This is a genomic window from Christensenella sp. MSJ-20 (assembly GCF_044357945.1).
GTDB lineage: Bacteria > Bacillota > Clostridia > Christensenellales > QAND01 > QAND01.
The window spans coordinates 1,329,619-1,344,936 of sequence record NZ_CP076563.1; the positions used below are offsets into that span (position 1 = coordinate 1,329,619).

Here is a 15,318-nt window from a genome sequence, read left to right on the forward strand (position 1 = left end):
GACCCCCGGAATTTGTGCATCTGGAGGACGGAACAATGGACGAAAAAACCAATTTTATATATAACGAGCATACCGGGGAATTTGTGGATGTACAAGGGGTAAATATCCGGTTTACCGCCATGGGAGACGGAGACCCGGTACTGTTCATCCACGGCATCGGACAAACGGCCTATACCTTCCGCCGGAATCTGCCGGAGTTTGCAAAGTACTTTCTGGCCATCGCGCCCGACATGGTGGGCTATGGTTTTTCCGATAAGCCGGATTTGAGCTACTCCATCGAGGAGAACTCCGAGTTCATCCTGGCCCTCTTGAACGCTCTGCGTATCAAACAGACCCACATTGTGGCGGTGGGGTCCGGCGCCATCTATGCCCTGGACTTTATGATCCACTATCCAGAGCGGGTGGGCCGCGGGGTGATGGTGGCTCCCGGCGGCATGACCCGGAACTTTCCCTACTGGGTTCGGGCCTTGAACGGCGCCCTGGCGCCGGCGGCTTCCGCCATGCTGACCCGCAAGGTGGTGGCGGAGACCCTTTCCGCCTGCTTCTTTGATCAGACGGTGATCCGTCTCGAGGACGTGGAAACCTACTTTACCTCCTTGGACAGCAAGCTGGCCAAGAATATCCTGGTGCGCAGCATCCAGAACTTCAGCGAGGAGGAGGTGCTGGCCCGGCTGAAGACCCTTCAGCATGATACCCTCTTTGTATGGGGGGAGGACGACAAGGTTCGTCCCATGGAGGAATACGCCCGGAACTACTTTGGCATTCCGCCCCATGCCCAGGAGCTGGTGGTTCGCAACACGGGGCATCTGGTCCATGAGGAGAAGCCTGCAAAGTTCAACGCCGCCGCCATCGACTTCCTTGCCAGCTACGAGGCCTAGACGGTGGATAAAACGGTGGGTCTGCGGCCGGGTGACCGGCTGCAGTTAAAAAAGAATCATCCCTGCGGCAACAGTATGTTTACCGTCATCCGGGTAGGGGCGGACATCAAGCTGCAATGCCAGGGCTGCGGCCATGTGGTGGTATTGGAACGCCCGGTGCTCAACGCCCGGATCAAGAAGGTGCTGGACGGTGGAGAGTAGACAGAGCCGGCGCAGAAACCGGCGAACGGAAGACCGAAAGGAATACCGCTCCCCCTTGGGACCCTATCTGCGGACCATCCTGGTGGCGGTGGTGATCGCTCTATTGCTCCGCACCTTGGTGGTCTTTGCCGTGGCGGTGGAGGGCCCTAGTATGGAGCCCACCCTCCATACCTCCGATGTGGTGATGGTGGAAAAGGTGTCCCTATACTTTGGCGCGCCCAACCGCATGGATATTGTGATTGTGGAGTATCCCAACCGATCGGGACTTTTTGTAAAGCGGGTAATCGGCCTTCCGGGGGAAACCCTGGAGGTGCGGGAGGGCCGCGTCTATGTGGATGGCACCCCCTTGGATGACCCCTATAACCCGGACGGCACCATGGCACGGGATATGGAGCCCGTTACCGTTCCGCCCGGCACGGTATTCGTCATGGGGGACAACCGGAACCATAGCATGGACAGCCGGGACGAAACCGTGGGCCCCATCCCCCTGGAGAAGGTGCGGGGCAAAGGCTTGGTTTTGATCTGGCCCTTGAACAAGCTGAAGATATTGGAATAGGAAAAAGGCCCTGAAAGCGCTGCCGCTTTTCTGGGCCTTTTTTGCGGTTTCACGATCATACAAAGGAGGAAGAGGAATCATGAAACGATGGCTCACGCAAACCATGGCGGGACTGCTTTTGTTGGGGCTTATGGGCTGCGGCGGCACTCCGGCGGCAGCGCCCACCCCGGAGGTTACCCCAGAACCCACCCCCCAGCAGACGCCAGAGGCGCCCACCAGCGCCTCCGTGCTGCTGACGGACGTGGGAAACCAGATGTCTCTGATGACCCCCGCCGATTGGCCCCGATACCGGGCGGAGGAGGGCAACCAGGTGTATTACATCTACCAGGGAGACACCACCCAGAGCACCCTGTTCTCCATCTCCTCCTATGAGGCGTCCGGCCTTTCCCGGGACGAGGCCACCATCCGCAGCCTGGCCGCGGATCCCTGGGCGGCCTATGCCCAGGGATACCGGGAAAACGGGGTTGCGATGGAGGGCCTGACGGAGTGGAAGGCCATCCAGGTGGGAGAGGACTGCCATGGCCTAATCCGGGAGTTTGGCTATCACATTGGCGGACAGGAGGTTCACGGCTGGTACATGATGTGGAACACCGCCGGACGGGTGTATATTGCCACGGCGTCCGCTCTGCCCCAATACGAGGTTCTTACCGCTCAAACGGTGGAAAAGGCCCTGATCAGCTTCCGGTCTATGGAGGACTAGCCGTTTTGCCATGGGCACCCGCTGCCGGAGGCAAATCGGATAAAAAAACAGCCCGGCATGACAGCCAGGCTTTATCGTAGGGAAAAGCTTGTGGGGAAAAGGCTCAACCCCCTGGAGCGACGCCTTCGTACACGTTGCGGACAATGCCGTTGTCGTCATACTCCAGGTAATAGTAATGGGGCAGATGATCCGGCATGATGGGCCCGTTGTCGGTGTAGATGTAATAGCCCAGAACCCCGTTCCGGCTTATGTCAAAGGGGCCGTACCGCGCTTCCACCTGGGAGATGGTTCGGCCCTGCACCCACCAATCGTTGTATTTGTAATACGTGGGATGGGAGCAGACAAATAAGAGGACGAAGCCCAAAAGCGCCGCACTGAGGGAAAGGGCCGTGGCGGCCGCCTTTACGGACCGCTGTTTCCGCCGTGCCAGCAGCAGCCGCAGAAGCAGAAAAACCGTGATCAAAACAAGGGACGCCACCGCGCAGAAATATAGAATGGAGACGAGCATGCCGTTCATTTAAAGTCCTTCTTTCCATTTGATTGGACGCCGAAGGGAGGACGCGGCAGCCGGCGCCCCGCGCCTTAGGGGACCCGGGGAATCAATCCCCGGGTGGGGTGAGACCATGCTTTTGATAGAGGGCGCTTAGGGTGCCGTCCTTGCCCATATCCCCCAGGATTCGACCAACGATCTGGTAGAGGTCGGTTTCGTTCTTCCGCATCGTTACGGCGTAGTCGATGGTGCCGATGGTGTAATCGACAATGGAGAACCCCGATACGTCCATCTGCCGGAGCAGGCTTTGCTCGGCACAGACCAGGTCGATTTCTCCTGCCGTCAGGGCGGCGGACAGCTCTTCAAAGCTGGTGTAGTCGATGAGTTGGGGCTTCTGCTCCAGCTTTTCGGTTTTGGCCTGGAGCTGACTCTTGGACAGGGAACCTAAAAACACGCCGATGGTTTTGCCGGACAGGGAGCTCTCGGCGGTGACCTCTCCCGGCCGGCATAGGAACCCCACCGGATCCCGGTAGTAGGGATCGCTCTGCTGGTATCGGTCCTGGTTGGCCTGGGTGTTGCTGATCATGGCCACGGCGAAGTCGATGTATTCGTAATCCAGCTTGGCCGCCCGGGTACGGTTGGTGACGGGCACCAGCACCACCGCTTTTTCGTTGACGATCCGGCTGCCGATGGCCCGCGCCAGATCCGCCTCAAACCCGGTGAGGTTGCCGTCCGCATCCAGGGAGCCCAGGGGCGGGGTATCCGACGTGACCCCGATGAGGATGGTGCCCCGGCTGTAGATGCCCGGCAGCACCTGCTGGGGCGCGCCCCGGATGATCCGCAAAAACAAAAAAATACCCCCTGACAGCACGGTAAGAGCAGCCAGTACCATGAGGATCCGGAGCATCAGCTTTTTGCGGCGATGGTATTGTAGGTGCATAACGGCGCCTCCTCGTATTGTCTTATCTTATCAGAGCCGGAGCGTTTCTTCAACGGCAGAGGAGAAGGGTTGCGGGATTTTCACGGAATGTTTATAATCCTTTGAAATGAATATACTAAGGGCATGGGGCCGGAAGATCGGTCCGAACGCATCCATCGATTGGAGGATTTGAGATGAAACGAGTATTGAGCGTGGTCCTCTGCGTGCTGGCCGTGGTTTGCCTTGCTGCCTGCGGCGGCGGTGACAGCAAGAATCCCGCCGGGGAATACAAGGCCGAAAGCCCCAAGGACACCTATGGCAACAGCGCCGAACTGGTGATTACCCTGGGCGAGGATGGGAAGATCACCGGCGTGGATTGGAAGGAATATGCCAACGGCACCCTGAAGGATAAGGATTACGGTAAGGATTTGGGAGAGGACCAGTACCAGGCCGCCCAGACCGCCATTGCTGGTTCCGCCACCTATCCCAAGGCCCTGCTGGACACCCAGGACATCAACAAGGTGGAGGCGGTGGCCGGCGCGACCCAGTCCCATACCACCTTCGTGCAGCTGTACAACAAGGCCATGGAGAAGAAATGATGGAAAGAGAAAAGGCTGGACGGCAATCGCCGCCCAGCCTTTTTTGAGTTCGTTTATTCCGCTTTCAACACGGCCTTGATGCGCCGTACTCCCTGAGAGGAGCTCTCCTCCTTCTGGATTTTGAATACCCCCAGCTCGCCGGTGCGGCTGGCGTGGGGGCCGCCGCAGATCTCCTTGCTGAAGTCGCCCATGGTATAGACCTTCACCTTCTCGCCGTACCGGTCGGTGAACACGCCGGTGGCGCCCGCCGCCTTGGCTTCCTCCACCGTCATCTCCTCCATGGTGATGGGCAGATCCCGCCGGATGGCGTCGTTGACCAGATCCTCCACCTGCTGCTTTTCCTCGGGGGTCATCTTCCGTCCGAAGTTGAAGTCAAACCGCAGCCGCTCGGGGGTGATGTTGCTGCCCTTCTGGTTTACATCCTCTCCCAGCACCCGTTTCAAGGACGCAAGCAACAAGTGGGTGGCGGTATGAAGCCGGGCCGTCACCTCATTGGCCTCCACCAATCCGCCGGCAAACCGCTGCTGGCTACCCGCCTGGGATTTCTTCCGGTGTTCGCTAAAGGCGGCCTCAAAGCCCTGGGTATCCACCGTGAGACCCGCCTCTCGGGCCATCTCCTGGGTGATTTCGATGGGGAAGCCGTAGGTATCATACAGGTGGAAAGCGGTGACGCCGTCGATGGCGCCGTCCTGGGCCTTTTTGGCTACCCGCTCAAATTCCCGCACGCCCTGCTCCAGGGTCCGGGAGAACCGCTTTACCTCCTGGCGAAGCTGATCCATAATAAACGTCCTGTTTTGCACCAGCTCGGGATAGACTTCCTGATAGGTGTCGATGACCGCCTGGGCCACATCCGTCAGCCGCTCGGCGGGGAGATCCAGCTTCCGCCCGAACCGCACCGCGCGGCGGATCAGCCGCCGCAGCACATAGCCTTGGTCCACATTGCTGGGGCTTACACCCCGCTCATCCCCCATGATGAAGGTGGCACAGCGCAGGTGGTCCGCTACGATGCGGATGGCTTTTTTGATCTCCTCCCCTTGGGTGGTCTTTTTGCCGCAGATCTCCTCCACCGTGGAGATGATGTGCTGATAGATATCGGTTTCATAGACCGAGGATACCCCCTGAAGCACCGCAATGGTCCGCTCCAGGCCCATGCCGGTGTCCACGTTCTTCTGGGGCAGGGGCTCATAGGTGCCGTCGGCCTTTTTGTTGTATTCCATAAAAACGTCGTTCCAGATCTCCAGGTAGGCCCCGCAGGAACAGCCGGGGTGGCAGTCCGGGCTGCAGGGTTCCTTCATGATGAGGAACATCTCGGTATCGGGGCCGCAGGGGCCGGTGGCGCCGCCGGTCTCCCACCAGTTGTCCTTACGGGGGAGGAAGAAGATCCGATCCTCGGGAACGCCCAGGCTCCGCCAGATCTCGTAGGATTCCATATCCCGGGGCACGTCGTCATCCCCGGCGAACACCGTAAAGGCCAGCCTGTCCGGGTCGATGCCCAGGTAATCGGGGCTGGTCAAGAAGCGGTAGCTCCAGGGAATCGCTTCCTTTTTAAAGTAGTCCCCCAGGGACCAGTTGCCCAGCATCTCGAAGAAGGTGGCGTGGCTGTTATCCCCCACGTCGTCGATATCGCCGGTGCGGACGCATTTCTGTACGTCGGTAAGACGGGTGCCCATGGGGTGCTTGGCCCCTAGAAGGTAGGGAACCAGGGGATGCATGCCCGCCGTGGTAAACAGAACGCTGGGGTCGTTTTCCGGGATCAGGCTGGCGCCTTTGATCTGCTTGTGGCCCTGATCCACAAAGTACTGTATGTACATGCTTCGTAGCTGATTGCCCGTTAGTTTTTTCATAATCCTCCGCCTTTTTCATGAGATGGTTGAAAACCGATAAAACATTATATACGCCGGGAAAAATCCCTGTCAAGGCGGCGAGTCGCCGCTGACATGGTGCGGGCGGGGGATAGCGGTGGAAAATCGATAAGGGCCGGCGGTACCAGTGGAGCATCGACCGCGTTTAGAAAATTGTATGGGTTTTGTCAAAGAAGCATCAGGAGTTTGTTTGAGAAAGAACAGGTATTACAGGGCCTTTTTTGATACCATAACGGCGAGAAATGGATGGGAGGGCTCCACATGAACGGACGGGAGTGGATCAGCGATTATTCCACCGGGGACGGACTGCGAACCTTTTGGCGGCTGTTTCGGTGGAGGGAACGAACCCAAACGGGCTGGATGGGGGACGTGCTGACCTTTTTGCTTAACCGCATGGCCCACCGCCACGGAGGGTATATCGGCAGGGGCGCTGTTTTTGCCGGAGAACCGGTTTTGCCCCATGGCCTCCATGGGGTGTTTATTTCCCGCTACGCGGTCATCGGCGCGGGCTGCCGGATCTATCAGAACGTTACCATTGGGGAGGTGGGGCATGCCGCGCCGGAGATCGGCCCCGGCTGCGTGATCGGAGCGGGTGCGGTACTGGTGGGCAAAATAAAAATCGGCGCCCATGCGAAGATCGGCGCCGGTGCGGTGGTCTGTGAAAATGTGCCGGACGGCTGTACCGTGGTAGCCCAGCGCCCTCGGGTGCTTTCCAGGGATCCATGATGGAGGCGGGCCATCCGGGGGATACGTCAGACCAGGGATTTTTCAAAGAGCTGGGTATCCAGAAAACGGCCGAACTTCTCCCCAGCCGCCACCTTGATCCGGGTACGGCGGTATCCCAGGGCGTCGAACAGGGAGAGGGAGGGGGTGTTTTCGGTACACACCGACACAGCCAGATGTCTGGCGCCGGCTTTTTTTGCAAAGGATTCGCCGTACCGCACCATCTGCCGTCCCAGCCCCTTTCCGGTGTGCTGGGGCATCAGATAGATGGCTACCTCGTATTTTTTGCCCAGGATGGAGAACACGGGGGTCAGATGGACGTACCCCGCGATGGAGCCATCCTCCGCAACCGCCACAAAACAGTGATGGCCCGGCCCCCGCAGCAGGCCGTTCATGTACTGAGGGGAGACCTCGTGGTTGCAGTAGGTGGTCACGGTGTGTTGGGCGTAGTAGGAATACATCTTTGCAAGGGCCGGCAGGTCCTCATAGGCCAGACGCCTAATCTCGTACATAATCGGTTCCTTCCAAATCCAATAAAAATCGCTTCATCCGGCTGGAGGAGTAGCCCCCCAGCCGCCGCCCTGCGCCGATGACCCGGTGGCAGGGAATGATAAGGGGGAGACGACAGTGGGACATGGCGGAGCCCACCGCCCGGGCGGCGCCTGGACGCCCGCAAATCAGGGCGATTTCCCCATAGCTGCGCGCTTCTCCATAGGGAATCCGCCGCACCGCCTCATAGACACGCCGATAGAAGGGGGGGCCTTCCAGTTGAAATGGCACCTCTATTATATGGCGAGAACCTCCAAAGTACGCCCGTATCTGGGAAAGAATATCCGTTTGAAGGCCGCCGTCGATCCGGAGATCCAAGGGCGGCGCCTCCGAAAACCGGATGGAGGTTACCCCATATTGGTTCTCGGTGACGTATACATCCCCAAGGGGGGTGGTGGTTTGTCCAAAATAGGTCGACATGGCTGCTCCTTGCGTTCCGTCCGGTGATGATACCAGTAGTATAGCACAAGAAATCCCGGACGAAACAGGGAGATCCATGCAGCTAGGGGGAGAGAAGGGCCGAACCACAGGAGAGAAATGATACCGTGGGCGATAACGAACCCGGCTTAAAGGGTGTCCATGCCTAGAAGAATGCCGTTGGGGCCAGTGGCGCGGGACGGCATGATAGCGGATAGTAGATGCATAGAGCCGGCCGCCCGCAACCGCTATGCGGTTGCAAGATGTCAGCGGCGACTCGCCGCCCCATGCGGCCATTGGCGGGGAGGATGGGGGTTGGCAAAGCGGTGACCAGGGGCCGGCGCGCATACCGTAGGCGTGCAAAATGGAACCGGCAGGCAGAGCCTGCGCCTTGCCACAGGTAAAGAACCGCGGGGGGAAAGCATCGGAGCCAACGGCATGGGGCCGTCCGCAACCGCTATGCGGTTGCAAGATGCCCGCGACGGCTCGCCGCCCTATGCGGCCATTGGCGGGGAGGATGGAGGTTGGCAAAGCGGTGACTAGGGGCCGGCGCGCACACCGTAGGCGTGCAAAATGGAACCGGCAGGCAGAGCCTGCGCCTTGCCACGGGCAAAGAACCGCGGGGGGAAAGCGTCGGAGCCAACGGCATGGGGCCGTCCGCAACCGCTATGCGGTTGCAACATGTCAGCGGCGACTCGCCGCCGGTTAGTGGATGGAGGGGAGATAGCGGGACACGCCGTATTCCTCCATGCCGTAGAAATAGATGATGTCCTGGCCGGGGGTGTCCATCATCCAGCTGGCGAACTGAACCGCCAGGGAATCGGTATCCGTGCCCTGAACCACCATGCAAAACCGATCCACCAGGCCCTGGCACTGATCCTGCAGCAGGGTGAGGGTGGGGTATTGGTCCTTATAACGCTCATAGACATACCGCTCTACTACGGCATACCCGTTGTGATCCGCCGCCGTTTTTAAGATGCCGTCCTCGGCGGGGTCCGCTTCCAGATATAGGGCGGGATCGGGGGTGATGCCGTTCTGCTCCCAGAACAGGACCTCCTTCTTCCGCAGGTTGGTGAGGCTTGCCGCATGAACAAAGGGGCTCTTGGTGAGGATGATGTGCTTGAGCACCTGGTCGGCGGAATACTCCCCCAGCTGGCTCAAGCCAATCCGGTCCTCCCGTGGCCCGATGATGTACACGGGATCGTAAAAGATCTCGTTGATGGTGACCTCCTGGGTGGAGAGGGCGGCCTCGGCTTCCGGGGTCATCAGAAAAAAGGCGGAGGGAAATTCCCCCGATTCCAGGCGGTCCATGAGCTGAGCTGCCGGCAGGGATTCCACCACCAATTCCCGGCTTTGGGTTTCGTTAAACCCATTTACCAGGGCGAGGAAAAGGGGGCTTTCCGCCAAATCCTCGGGGACGTAAAGATCCGCTTCGGGTTGTCCACAGCCCGCCAGCAGCATCAAAACCATGGAGAGGACCATCAGCAGGCATATTATCTTTTTCATGCGCGTTCTCCCGTTTTTTAATTAATAGGATTATAGCATAAAAGGCCGGGGGGGAATCAAGCCCGGCAAAGGAACGGGGAAAGGCCGTTTACCGTGGCGCTGTATCAGGCGGGCTTTTTATGAAATGGAGGGCGCCGACGGTTTCCGATCTTGAAAATTCCCCAAAATCCGCCGGCCCGGCGGGGGTCAAATGGCAAGAAACTATTTACAAATGGCCATATTATATTATAATTGAAGCACTGTGAGACGCCCTGGATCCTGGAAAGGTCCATTTTATATCCTGGATATAAAATGGATGTTTTTTGGATAGATTTTCATTTTTGCGAGGGAACGCAATACTATTTCCATGAGGTGAGAAGCTTGAACTACTACCTGTATGCGATAGGGGTTTCCGTGCTTGCGCTGCTGTTTGCGGCGTATCTCTACGTGAAAAACGCCTCTATCAAAGTGACCAACGCCCGTATGGCTGAGATTGCCGGGTATATCTCGGACGGCGCCATGGCGTACCTCAAGCGGCAGTATATCGTGCTGGCGGCGTTTATCGTCGTCATGTTTGCGATTCTGTGCTTTACCCCTGGACTGGGCCTCAATACCTCCATCTGCTTTGTGGTGGGCGCCCTGTTCTCCATTGGAGCCGGCTTCTTTGGCATGAAGGCCGCTACCAAGTCCAACGTCCGTACTGCCCAGAGCGCGGAGAAGGGCCTAAAGCCCGCTCTGGACGTGGCTTTTGCCGGCGGCGCCGTTATGGGCCTGGCTGTGGTTGGCCTGGGCGCTCTTGGCCTGGCCGTGCTCTATTACATCTTCCAGGACATTAACGTGGTGACCGGGTTCTCCCTGGGCGCCAGCTCCATCGCCCTGTTCTGCCGCGTTGGCGGCGGCATCTACACCAAGGCTGCCGACGTAGGCGCTGACCTGGTTGGCAAGGTGGAGGCCGGCATCCCCGAGGATGACCCCCGGAACCCCGCCGTTATCGCTGACAACGTGGGCGACAACGTGGGCGACGTGGCCGGCATGGGCGCCGACCTGTTCGAGTCCTATGTTGGTTCCATCATCTCCGCTCTTCTGCTGGGGGCCCTGGCCCTGGGCGCCGTGGGCGTGAAGACCACCTTCCTGCTGGTGGCCGGCGGCATTGCCGCTTCCTTGATCGGCATCATCATCGTGCGGTTCATCAAGGGCAAGAACGCTCATGCCATCATGAAGTCCGGCACCTATATCTCCGCCATTCTCATGGTGGCGGCCGCCTACTTCCTGACCGCTTCCATCGACATCAACCTGTTCTATGCCATTATCTCCGGTATCGTTTCCGGCCTGGTCATCGGCGTGGCTACCGAGTACTACACCTCCGCTGACTACAAGCCCGTAAAGCGCATCGCGGACCAGAGCGAGACCGGTCCTGCTACCACCATCCTTTCGGGCTATGCCATCGGCCTGAAGAGCACCGTGGTGCCCATCCTCTTGATTTCCGCCGCGGTAATCGCTTCCTACGCCGCCGCCGGCCTGTTTGGCGTGGCGCTGGCTGCCGTGGGCATGCTGTCTACCGTGGGTATGACCATCGCCGTTGACGCTTACGGCCCCGTGGCCGACAACGCGGGCGGTATCGCTGAAATGGCCGGTATGCCCAGCGAGATCCGGGAGATTACCGATCACCTGGACAGCGTGGGCAACACCACCGCTGCCATCGGCAAGGGCTTCTCCATCGGCTCCGCCGCTCTGACCGCCCTGGCCCTGCTTTCCACCTATACTTCCGCCGTGGGCCTCACCCTGGTGGATCTTATGAGCCCCTATGTCATCGCGGGCCTGTTCATCGGCGGTATGCTGAGCTATCTCTTCTCCGCCATGACCATCGACGCCGTCAGCAAAGCGGCCAACAAGATGATCGACGAGGTGCGCCGCCAGTTCCGGGAGAAGCCCGGCATCATGGAGGGCACCGACAAACCCGATTACAGCACCTGCGTGGATATCTCCACCCGTGCCGCAATCCGTGAGATGATCATCCCCGGCCTCATCGCCATCGTGGCTCCCATCCTCACCGGTGTGGTGCTGGGCGCCGGCGCTCTGGCGGGCCTCCTGGTGGGCGCTACCGTTACCGGCGTGCTGGTTGCCATCCAGATGGCCAACGCCGGCGGCGCTTGGGATAACGCCAAGAAGTACATCGAGGGCGGCACCCATGGCGGCAAGGGCAGCGAGGCTCACAAGGCCGCCGTTATCGGCGACACCGTGGGCGATCCTTTCAAGGATACCTCCGGCCCTGCTCTGAACATCCTTATCAAGCTCATGAGCATTGTGGCTCTGGTATTCGCGCCGCTGTTCATGTAATCGAACCACAAAAGCGTCCGGCATCCGCCGGGCGCTTTTTTCTTTTCCTTGACGGAATGCCGGGGGAAATGCCTATAATATGATATCGAAGTGAAAAGGATGTGGGGGACATGATCGTTTTTGAAAAGCCCGGCAGGGAGAACCTGGAGCAAACTGTGGATCTTGCCATCCAGGCGGCGCAGGACCGGGGAATCGGCACCATTGTGGCGCCCAGCAGCAAGGGGGATACCGCCCGATACTTGGTCAAGGCTCTGGACGCAGGGCTTAACGTGGTGGCGGTGACCCTCTGCAACGGGTTTAAGGCGCCGGGGGAGCAGGCTTTCCCCGCCGACCTTCGGGCGGAGCTTACCGAAAAGGGAATGCACATTCTTACCGCCAGCCATGTGCTGAGCGGGGCGGAGCGGGGGCTGTCCACCCGGTTCCAGGGGGTGTATCCGGTGGAAGTGATGGCCCATACCCTTAGGATGTTCGGCCAGGGGACCAAGGTGGCTGTGGAGTGCGCCGTCATGGCCCTGGACGCCGGGCTGATCCCCTATATGGAGCCCATCCTGGCGCTGGGGGGCACCGGCGGCGGAGTGGACACCGCCCTGATCATGCGAACCGCCCACGCCGCTAGGATATTGGATTGCAGGATAGCGGAGATCATCTGCAAACCAAGCTGAGCTTGGAGCCAAGCCGCGGAACTGGCGTGGTGGATGAAAACCTATGGTAGCCAACGGTAAGGCGATGGTTAGGGGCACACCCGCAACCGCGAAGCGGTTGCAAAACGGGTGCAGGCTCAGCCTGCCGCGGGCGGAGAGCAGTGGCTCCAAACCTATGGCGGCCAACGGTAGCGGGCGGTACCCGCAGCCAAGCCGCGGACGGAGGGCTAGATGGTTGAGAAGCCGTAGTGCCCAACGGTAAGGATTGGTTAGAAGCACACCCGTAATCGCGGAATGGTTGCAACACGGGGCCGGGCACCGCCCGGAGGCGATGGAGCGCGACGGAGAAGTGAAGGAAAAAGAAACACAGGAGCATATTGTGCAGGCACAGAGGGATTACGGCCTGCGTCTGGCGGGGAAACGGATCCCTCCCATCGCCCTGGGCACCTGGAGCTGGGGTACCGGGTTTATGGGCGGTAACCAGGTCTTTGGCAACCATCTGCGCCGGGAGGACCTAGAACCCATCTTCCGGCGGGCAATGGAGGAGGGGTTCAATCTCTGGGATACCGCTCCCGTGTACGGCATGGGGGCGGCGGAACGGATTTTGGGGGAGTTCCTCTCCACCTATGATCGGGAGGACTACGTCCTATCCACCAAGTTCATGCCCATGGGCCCCATGCCCCGGGCAATGATGGGATGGTCCCTGGGCGGAAGCCTGAACCGGCTGAGGGTAACGGATACCGATATTCTGTGGATCCACCGGCCCGCTAAGGTGCAGAAATGGACAAACGCCATCATCCCTCTGGTGAAAAAGGGCCTGACAAAGAGCGTGGGGGTTTCCAATCACAACCTACGGCAGCTCCGGCAGGTGCAGGACATCCTGGCCGGGGAGGGGATTCCCCTGGCGGGAGTACAGAACCATCTGAGCCTCTTGTACCGGGACAGCCTCAATACCGGCATTGTGGATTGGTGCCGCCGGGAAGGGATCCCCTTTTTTGCCTATATGGTGCTGGAGCAGGGCGCTCTTACGGGGAAATACGACGCACAGCACCCCTTTCCCAGGGGTACCCGCCGGGCCAAGGCCTTTGGCAGGGAGGAGCTTGCCGCCATCGAACCCCTATTGGATCGGATGCGGGAGATGGGCGACCTACGGGGAGTGGGCCCAGCGGAGATCGCCACCGCCTGGGTTATGGGGCTGGGGGCTATTCCGTTGATCGGGGTGACCAAGCCGGGACACGTGGAAGCCGCCAAGCGAGCCACGCAGGTGACCCTATCGGTGGGGGAACAGGGGCTGCTGGAGGACGTGGCCCGGGAGACCGGGGTAATCCGCAAGGGGTTCTGGGAGGCCCGCATGCGGTAGGGATCATAGAAGCCGGCCTGATGGCCGGCTTTTTAATGTGGGGTATATTATACAATTGGTATTGACATACGACGTATGACCATATAAAGTAAGAAGAAAGCGGGCAATGGTTATATGTCTGACGTAAGAACTGTTTTTACTACGGCGGAAGTGGCAAATACCTTGGGAATTACCTCTAGTTATCTTTTAAGACTGGTTCAGACTATGAATTTTTCTCCAGCGGAGTTTAGAAGCGCTGGAAAGAGAAACTATCTGTTTAGCGAAGAAGCGGTGGAAAAACTAAAAAATCGGAAATAGAGGTGTCGGGAAGCGAAAAGGACCGGCCTAGCCGGTCCTTTCCATTGAGGAAAAAGAAAGTGCACGGCCCATGCTGCCGGGCCGTTTGCTTAAAATCCATCCCGGAGGTTATGCGTTGAGGGATGGATTCCAATGCCAATAAGGGTTTGGTTGATCTGCAGGAGCCGCTCCTGGTAGGAAAGCTCCTCTTGATAAACCAAGGCCTGGATTTGGGCTAGGGCACGGAGGGCTGTTTGGTTGACGGCCTCGGCCATGGCTTTATCATCCCAATCCATGAGGGATATGCAGAGAGGTTCCCTGGTGAGGATATGTACCATTACCTGTTGCAGCAGATTCATAGCATGCCTCCGTGGAACAGTTTAAGTGATCTGAACTAGGGAGGCTGTAACCAAAAATATAACCGAATCTGGTTCTAGTTGAAAAAAAGTTGGCCCGATATACTATTCATATAATGTGATATCTGGGTTAAAGATAAAACAAGGCGTCTTTACAAAAGATAGGATAGAATAAGGGCGGCAATGGTGAAAGGATGGGGGGATTGACCGGTGTTCCAAATTCAAAATGAGTTTAGCGGAGCCAATATTCCCCGTACCGTGCGCTTTACTGAAGGGTTGTTTGATCGATTAAACTGTGTGGCGCAACAGAATGGAATTTCTTTTAACCTATTGGTGTTGCAGTGTTGTAAATTTACTCTGGATTCCATGGAACAGCAGGGATTGGAAAAAAGGCTGGGGTAGAGCAAGAACTGAAGGGTTGGAGTTTTATTTTTTGAAAGAGGATGGCGAAGAGCCATCTTCTTTTTTTGCAGAGTGGGGCCAGGGGGACTTTCGCAATGCCCCCCTTAGGCCCCCTCTGCACTCCCCCATAACCCCCCAACGACACGGGGGAAGTTTCCCCCATGCCCCCTCGCGGGGGGACAGGTACGGCTATAAGGAGAAGGTTGGCATCTGTAGGATAGTTGGTTAAGGGCACACTGGCGACCGCGAAGCGGTTGCAACAAGGGCGCAGGCTCAGCCTGCCCCATAACCCTCCAACGACACGGGGGAAGTTTCCCCCATGACCCCCACGTGGGGGGACAGGTACGGCTATAAGGAGAAGGTTGGCATTTGTAGGATAGTTGGTTAAGGGCACACCAGCAACCGCGAAGCGGTTGCAACAAGGGTGCAGGCTCAGCCTGCCCCCATGGCCCCCTCGAAGGGAGAAGGGGAAATGATTTTGAAATATCTAAAGCCATAAATGGAATGCCCTTGTATCCGAATAGGAAATACAAAAACAGGAGACGGTGTGAGCCGTCTCCTGTTGAT

The 15,318-nt window shown here is 58.6% G+C and carries 16 protein-coding genes; 9 read left to right on the forward strand and 7 right to left on the reverse strand.

Annotated elements, in window-relative coordinates; genetic code table 11:
* The first annotated feature begins 35 nt into the window (after positions 1 to 35).
* The 4 genes from KP626_RS06750 to KP626_RS06765 all read left to right on the forward strand — a co-directional run bounded on the left by KP626_RS06750 (position 36) and on the right by KP626_RS06765 (position 2,335).
* A complete protein-coding gene (locus tag KP626_RS06750; protein WP_395976052.1) occupies positions 36 to 878 on the forward strand; it encodes an alpha/beta fold hydrolase in 843 nt (280 codons plus the stop codon).
* Positions 879 to 881: 3 nt separating this feature from the next.
* Positions 882 to 1,079 (forward strand): DUF951 domain-containing protein, encoded by a 198-nt coding sequence (locus KP626_RS06755; RefSeq protein ID WP_395976054.1) that lies wholly within the window; start codon positions 882 to 884, stop codon positions 1,077 to 1,079.
* A complete protein-coding gene (lepB, locus tag KP626_RS06760; RefSeq protein ID WP_395976056.1) occupies positions 1,069 to 1,635 on the forward strand; it encodes a signal peptidase I in 567 nt (188 codons plus the stop codon). The genes KP626_RS06755 and lepB overlap by 11 nt, the downstream gene beginning before the upstream one ends.
* A gap of 79 nt (positions 1,636 to 1,714) precedes the next feature.
* Complete coding sequence (locus tag KP626_RS06765; protein WP_395976058.1) at positions 1,715 to 2,335, forward strand: hypothetical protein; 621 nt, start codon at positions 1,715 to 1,717, stop codon at positions 2,333 to 2,335.
* Positions 2,336 to 2,438: 103 nt separating this feature from the next.
* Here the strand turns inward: KP626_RS06765 and KP626_RS06770 are convergent, their stop codons facing one another.
* Together KP626_RS06770 and KP626_RS06775 are read right to left on the reverse strand one after the other, a co-directional pair.
* The gene (locus KP626_RS06770) at positions 2,439 to 2,852 is read right to left on the reverse strand and encodes a hypothetical protein (RefSeq protein ID WP_395976060.1); all 414 of its coding nucleotides are present in this window, start codon (positions 2,850 to 2,852) and stop codon (positions 2,439 to 2,441) included.
* An 82-nt stretch (positions 2,853 to 2,934) separates the two neighbouring features.
* Entirely contained in the window at positions 2,935 to 3,765 is an 831-nt protein-coding gene (locus KP626_RS06775) for a substrate-binding periplasmic protein (protein WP_395976062.1), read from the reverse strand.
* Between the two features lie 173 nt (positions 3,766 to 3,938).
* On the opposite strand from KP626_RS06775, the gene KP626_RS06780 reads away from it, so the two are divergent.
* Positions 3,939 to 4,343: an FMN-binding protein gene (locus tag KP626_RS06780; RefSeq protein ID WP_395976064.1), complete on the forward strand. Its 405-nt coding sequence runs from the start codon at positions 3,939 to 3,941 to the stop codon at positions 4,341 to 4,343.
* Positions 4,344 to 4,396: 53 nt separating this feature from the next.
* Here KP626_RS06780 and KP626_RS06785 read toward each other — a convergent pair whose 3' ends face one another.
* The gene (locus tag KP626_RS06785; RefSeq protein ID WP_395976066.1) at positions 4,397 to 6,187 is read right to left on the reverse strand and encodes an alanine--tRNA ligase; all 1,791 of its coding nucleotides are present in this window, start codon (positions 6,185 to 6,187) and stop codon (positions 4,397 to 4,399) included.
* 279 nt (positions 6,188 to 6,466) lie between these two features.
* On the opposite strand from KP626_RS06785, the gene KP626_RS06790 reads away from it, so the two are divergent.
* Positions 6,467 to 6,931 carry a serine acetyltransferase gene (locus KP626_RS06790; protein WP_395976068.1) on the forward strand — a complete coding sequence of 155 codons (465 nt, stop codon included), beginning with the start codon at positions 6,467 to 6,469 and terminating at the stop codon, positions 6,929 to 6,931.
* Between the two features lie 26 nt (positions 6,932 to 6,957).
* On the opposite strand, the gene KP626_RS06795 is transcribed toward KP626_RS06790, so the two are convergent.
* The 3 genes from KP626_RS06795 to KP626_RS06805 all read right to left on the reverse strand — a co-directional run bounded on the left by KP626_RS06795 (position 6,958) and on the right by KP626_RS06805 (position 9,400).
* On the reverse strand, positions 6,958 to 7,440 hold the full coding sequence (locus tag KP626_RS06795) for a GNAT family N-acetyltransferase (RefSeq protein WP_395976070.1): 483 nt from the start codon (positions 7,438 to 7,440) through the stop codon (positions 6,958 to 6,960).
* Positions 7,427 to 7,897 (reverse strand): methylated-DNA--[protein]-cysteine S-methyltransferase, encoded by a 471-nt coding sequence (locus tag KP626_RS06800; protein WP_395976072.1) that lies wholly within the window; start codon positions 7,895 to 7,897, stop codon positions 7,427 to 7,429. The genes KP626_RS06795 and KP626_RS06800 overlap by 14 nt, the downstream gene beginning before the upstream one ends.
* A 702-nt stretch (positions 7,898 to 8,599) precedes the next feature.
* Positions 8,600 to 9,400 (reverse strand): lipoprotein, encoded by an 801-nt coding sequence (locus KP626_RS06805; protein WP_395976074.1) that lies wholly within the window; start codon positions 9,398 to 9,400, stop codon positions 8,600 to 8,602.
* Between the two features lie 360 nt (positions 9,401 to 9,760).
* On the opposite strand from KP626_RS06805, the gene KP626_RS06810 reads away from it, so the two are divergent.
* From KP626_RS06810 to KP626_RS06820, 3 genes are all read left to right on the forward strand, one after another.
* Positions 9,761 to 11,716 carry a sodium-translocating pyrophosphatase gene (locus KP626_RS06810; protein ID WP_395976076.1) on the forward strand — a complete coding sequence of 652 codons (1,956 nt, stop codon included), beginning with the start codon at positions 9,761 to 9,763 and terminating at the stop codon, positions 11,714 to 11,716.
* Positions 11,717 to 11,829: 113 nt separating this feature from the next.
* Positions 11,830 to 12,378, forward strand: coding sequence for a pyruvate kinase alpha/beta domain-containing protein (locus tag KP626_RS06815; RefSeq protein ID WP_395978985.1), 549 nt, complete (start codon positions 11,830 to 11,832; stop codon positions 12,376 to 12,378).
* A gap of 358 nt (positions 12,379 to 12,736) precedes the next feature.
* Complete coding sequence (locus KP626_RS06820) at positions 12,737 to 13,717, forward strand: aldo/keto reductase (protein ID WP_395976078.1); 981 nt, start codon at positions 12,737 to 12,739, stop codon at positions 13,715 to 13,717.
* Between the two features lie 386 nt (positions 13,718 to 14,103).
* On the opposite strand, the gene KP626_RS06825 is transcribed toward KP626_RS06820, so the two are convergent.
* On the reverse strand, positions 14,104 to 14,352 hold the full coding sequence (locus KP626_RS06825) for a hypothetical protein (protein ID WP_395976080.1): 249 nt from the start codon (positions 14,350 to 14,352) through the stop codon (positions 14,104 to 14,106).
* Positions 14,353 to 15,318 lie beyond the last annotated feature (966 nt).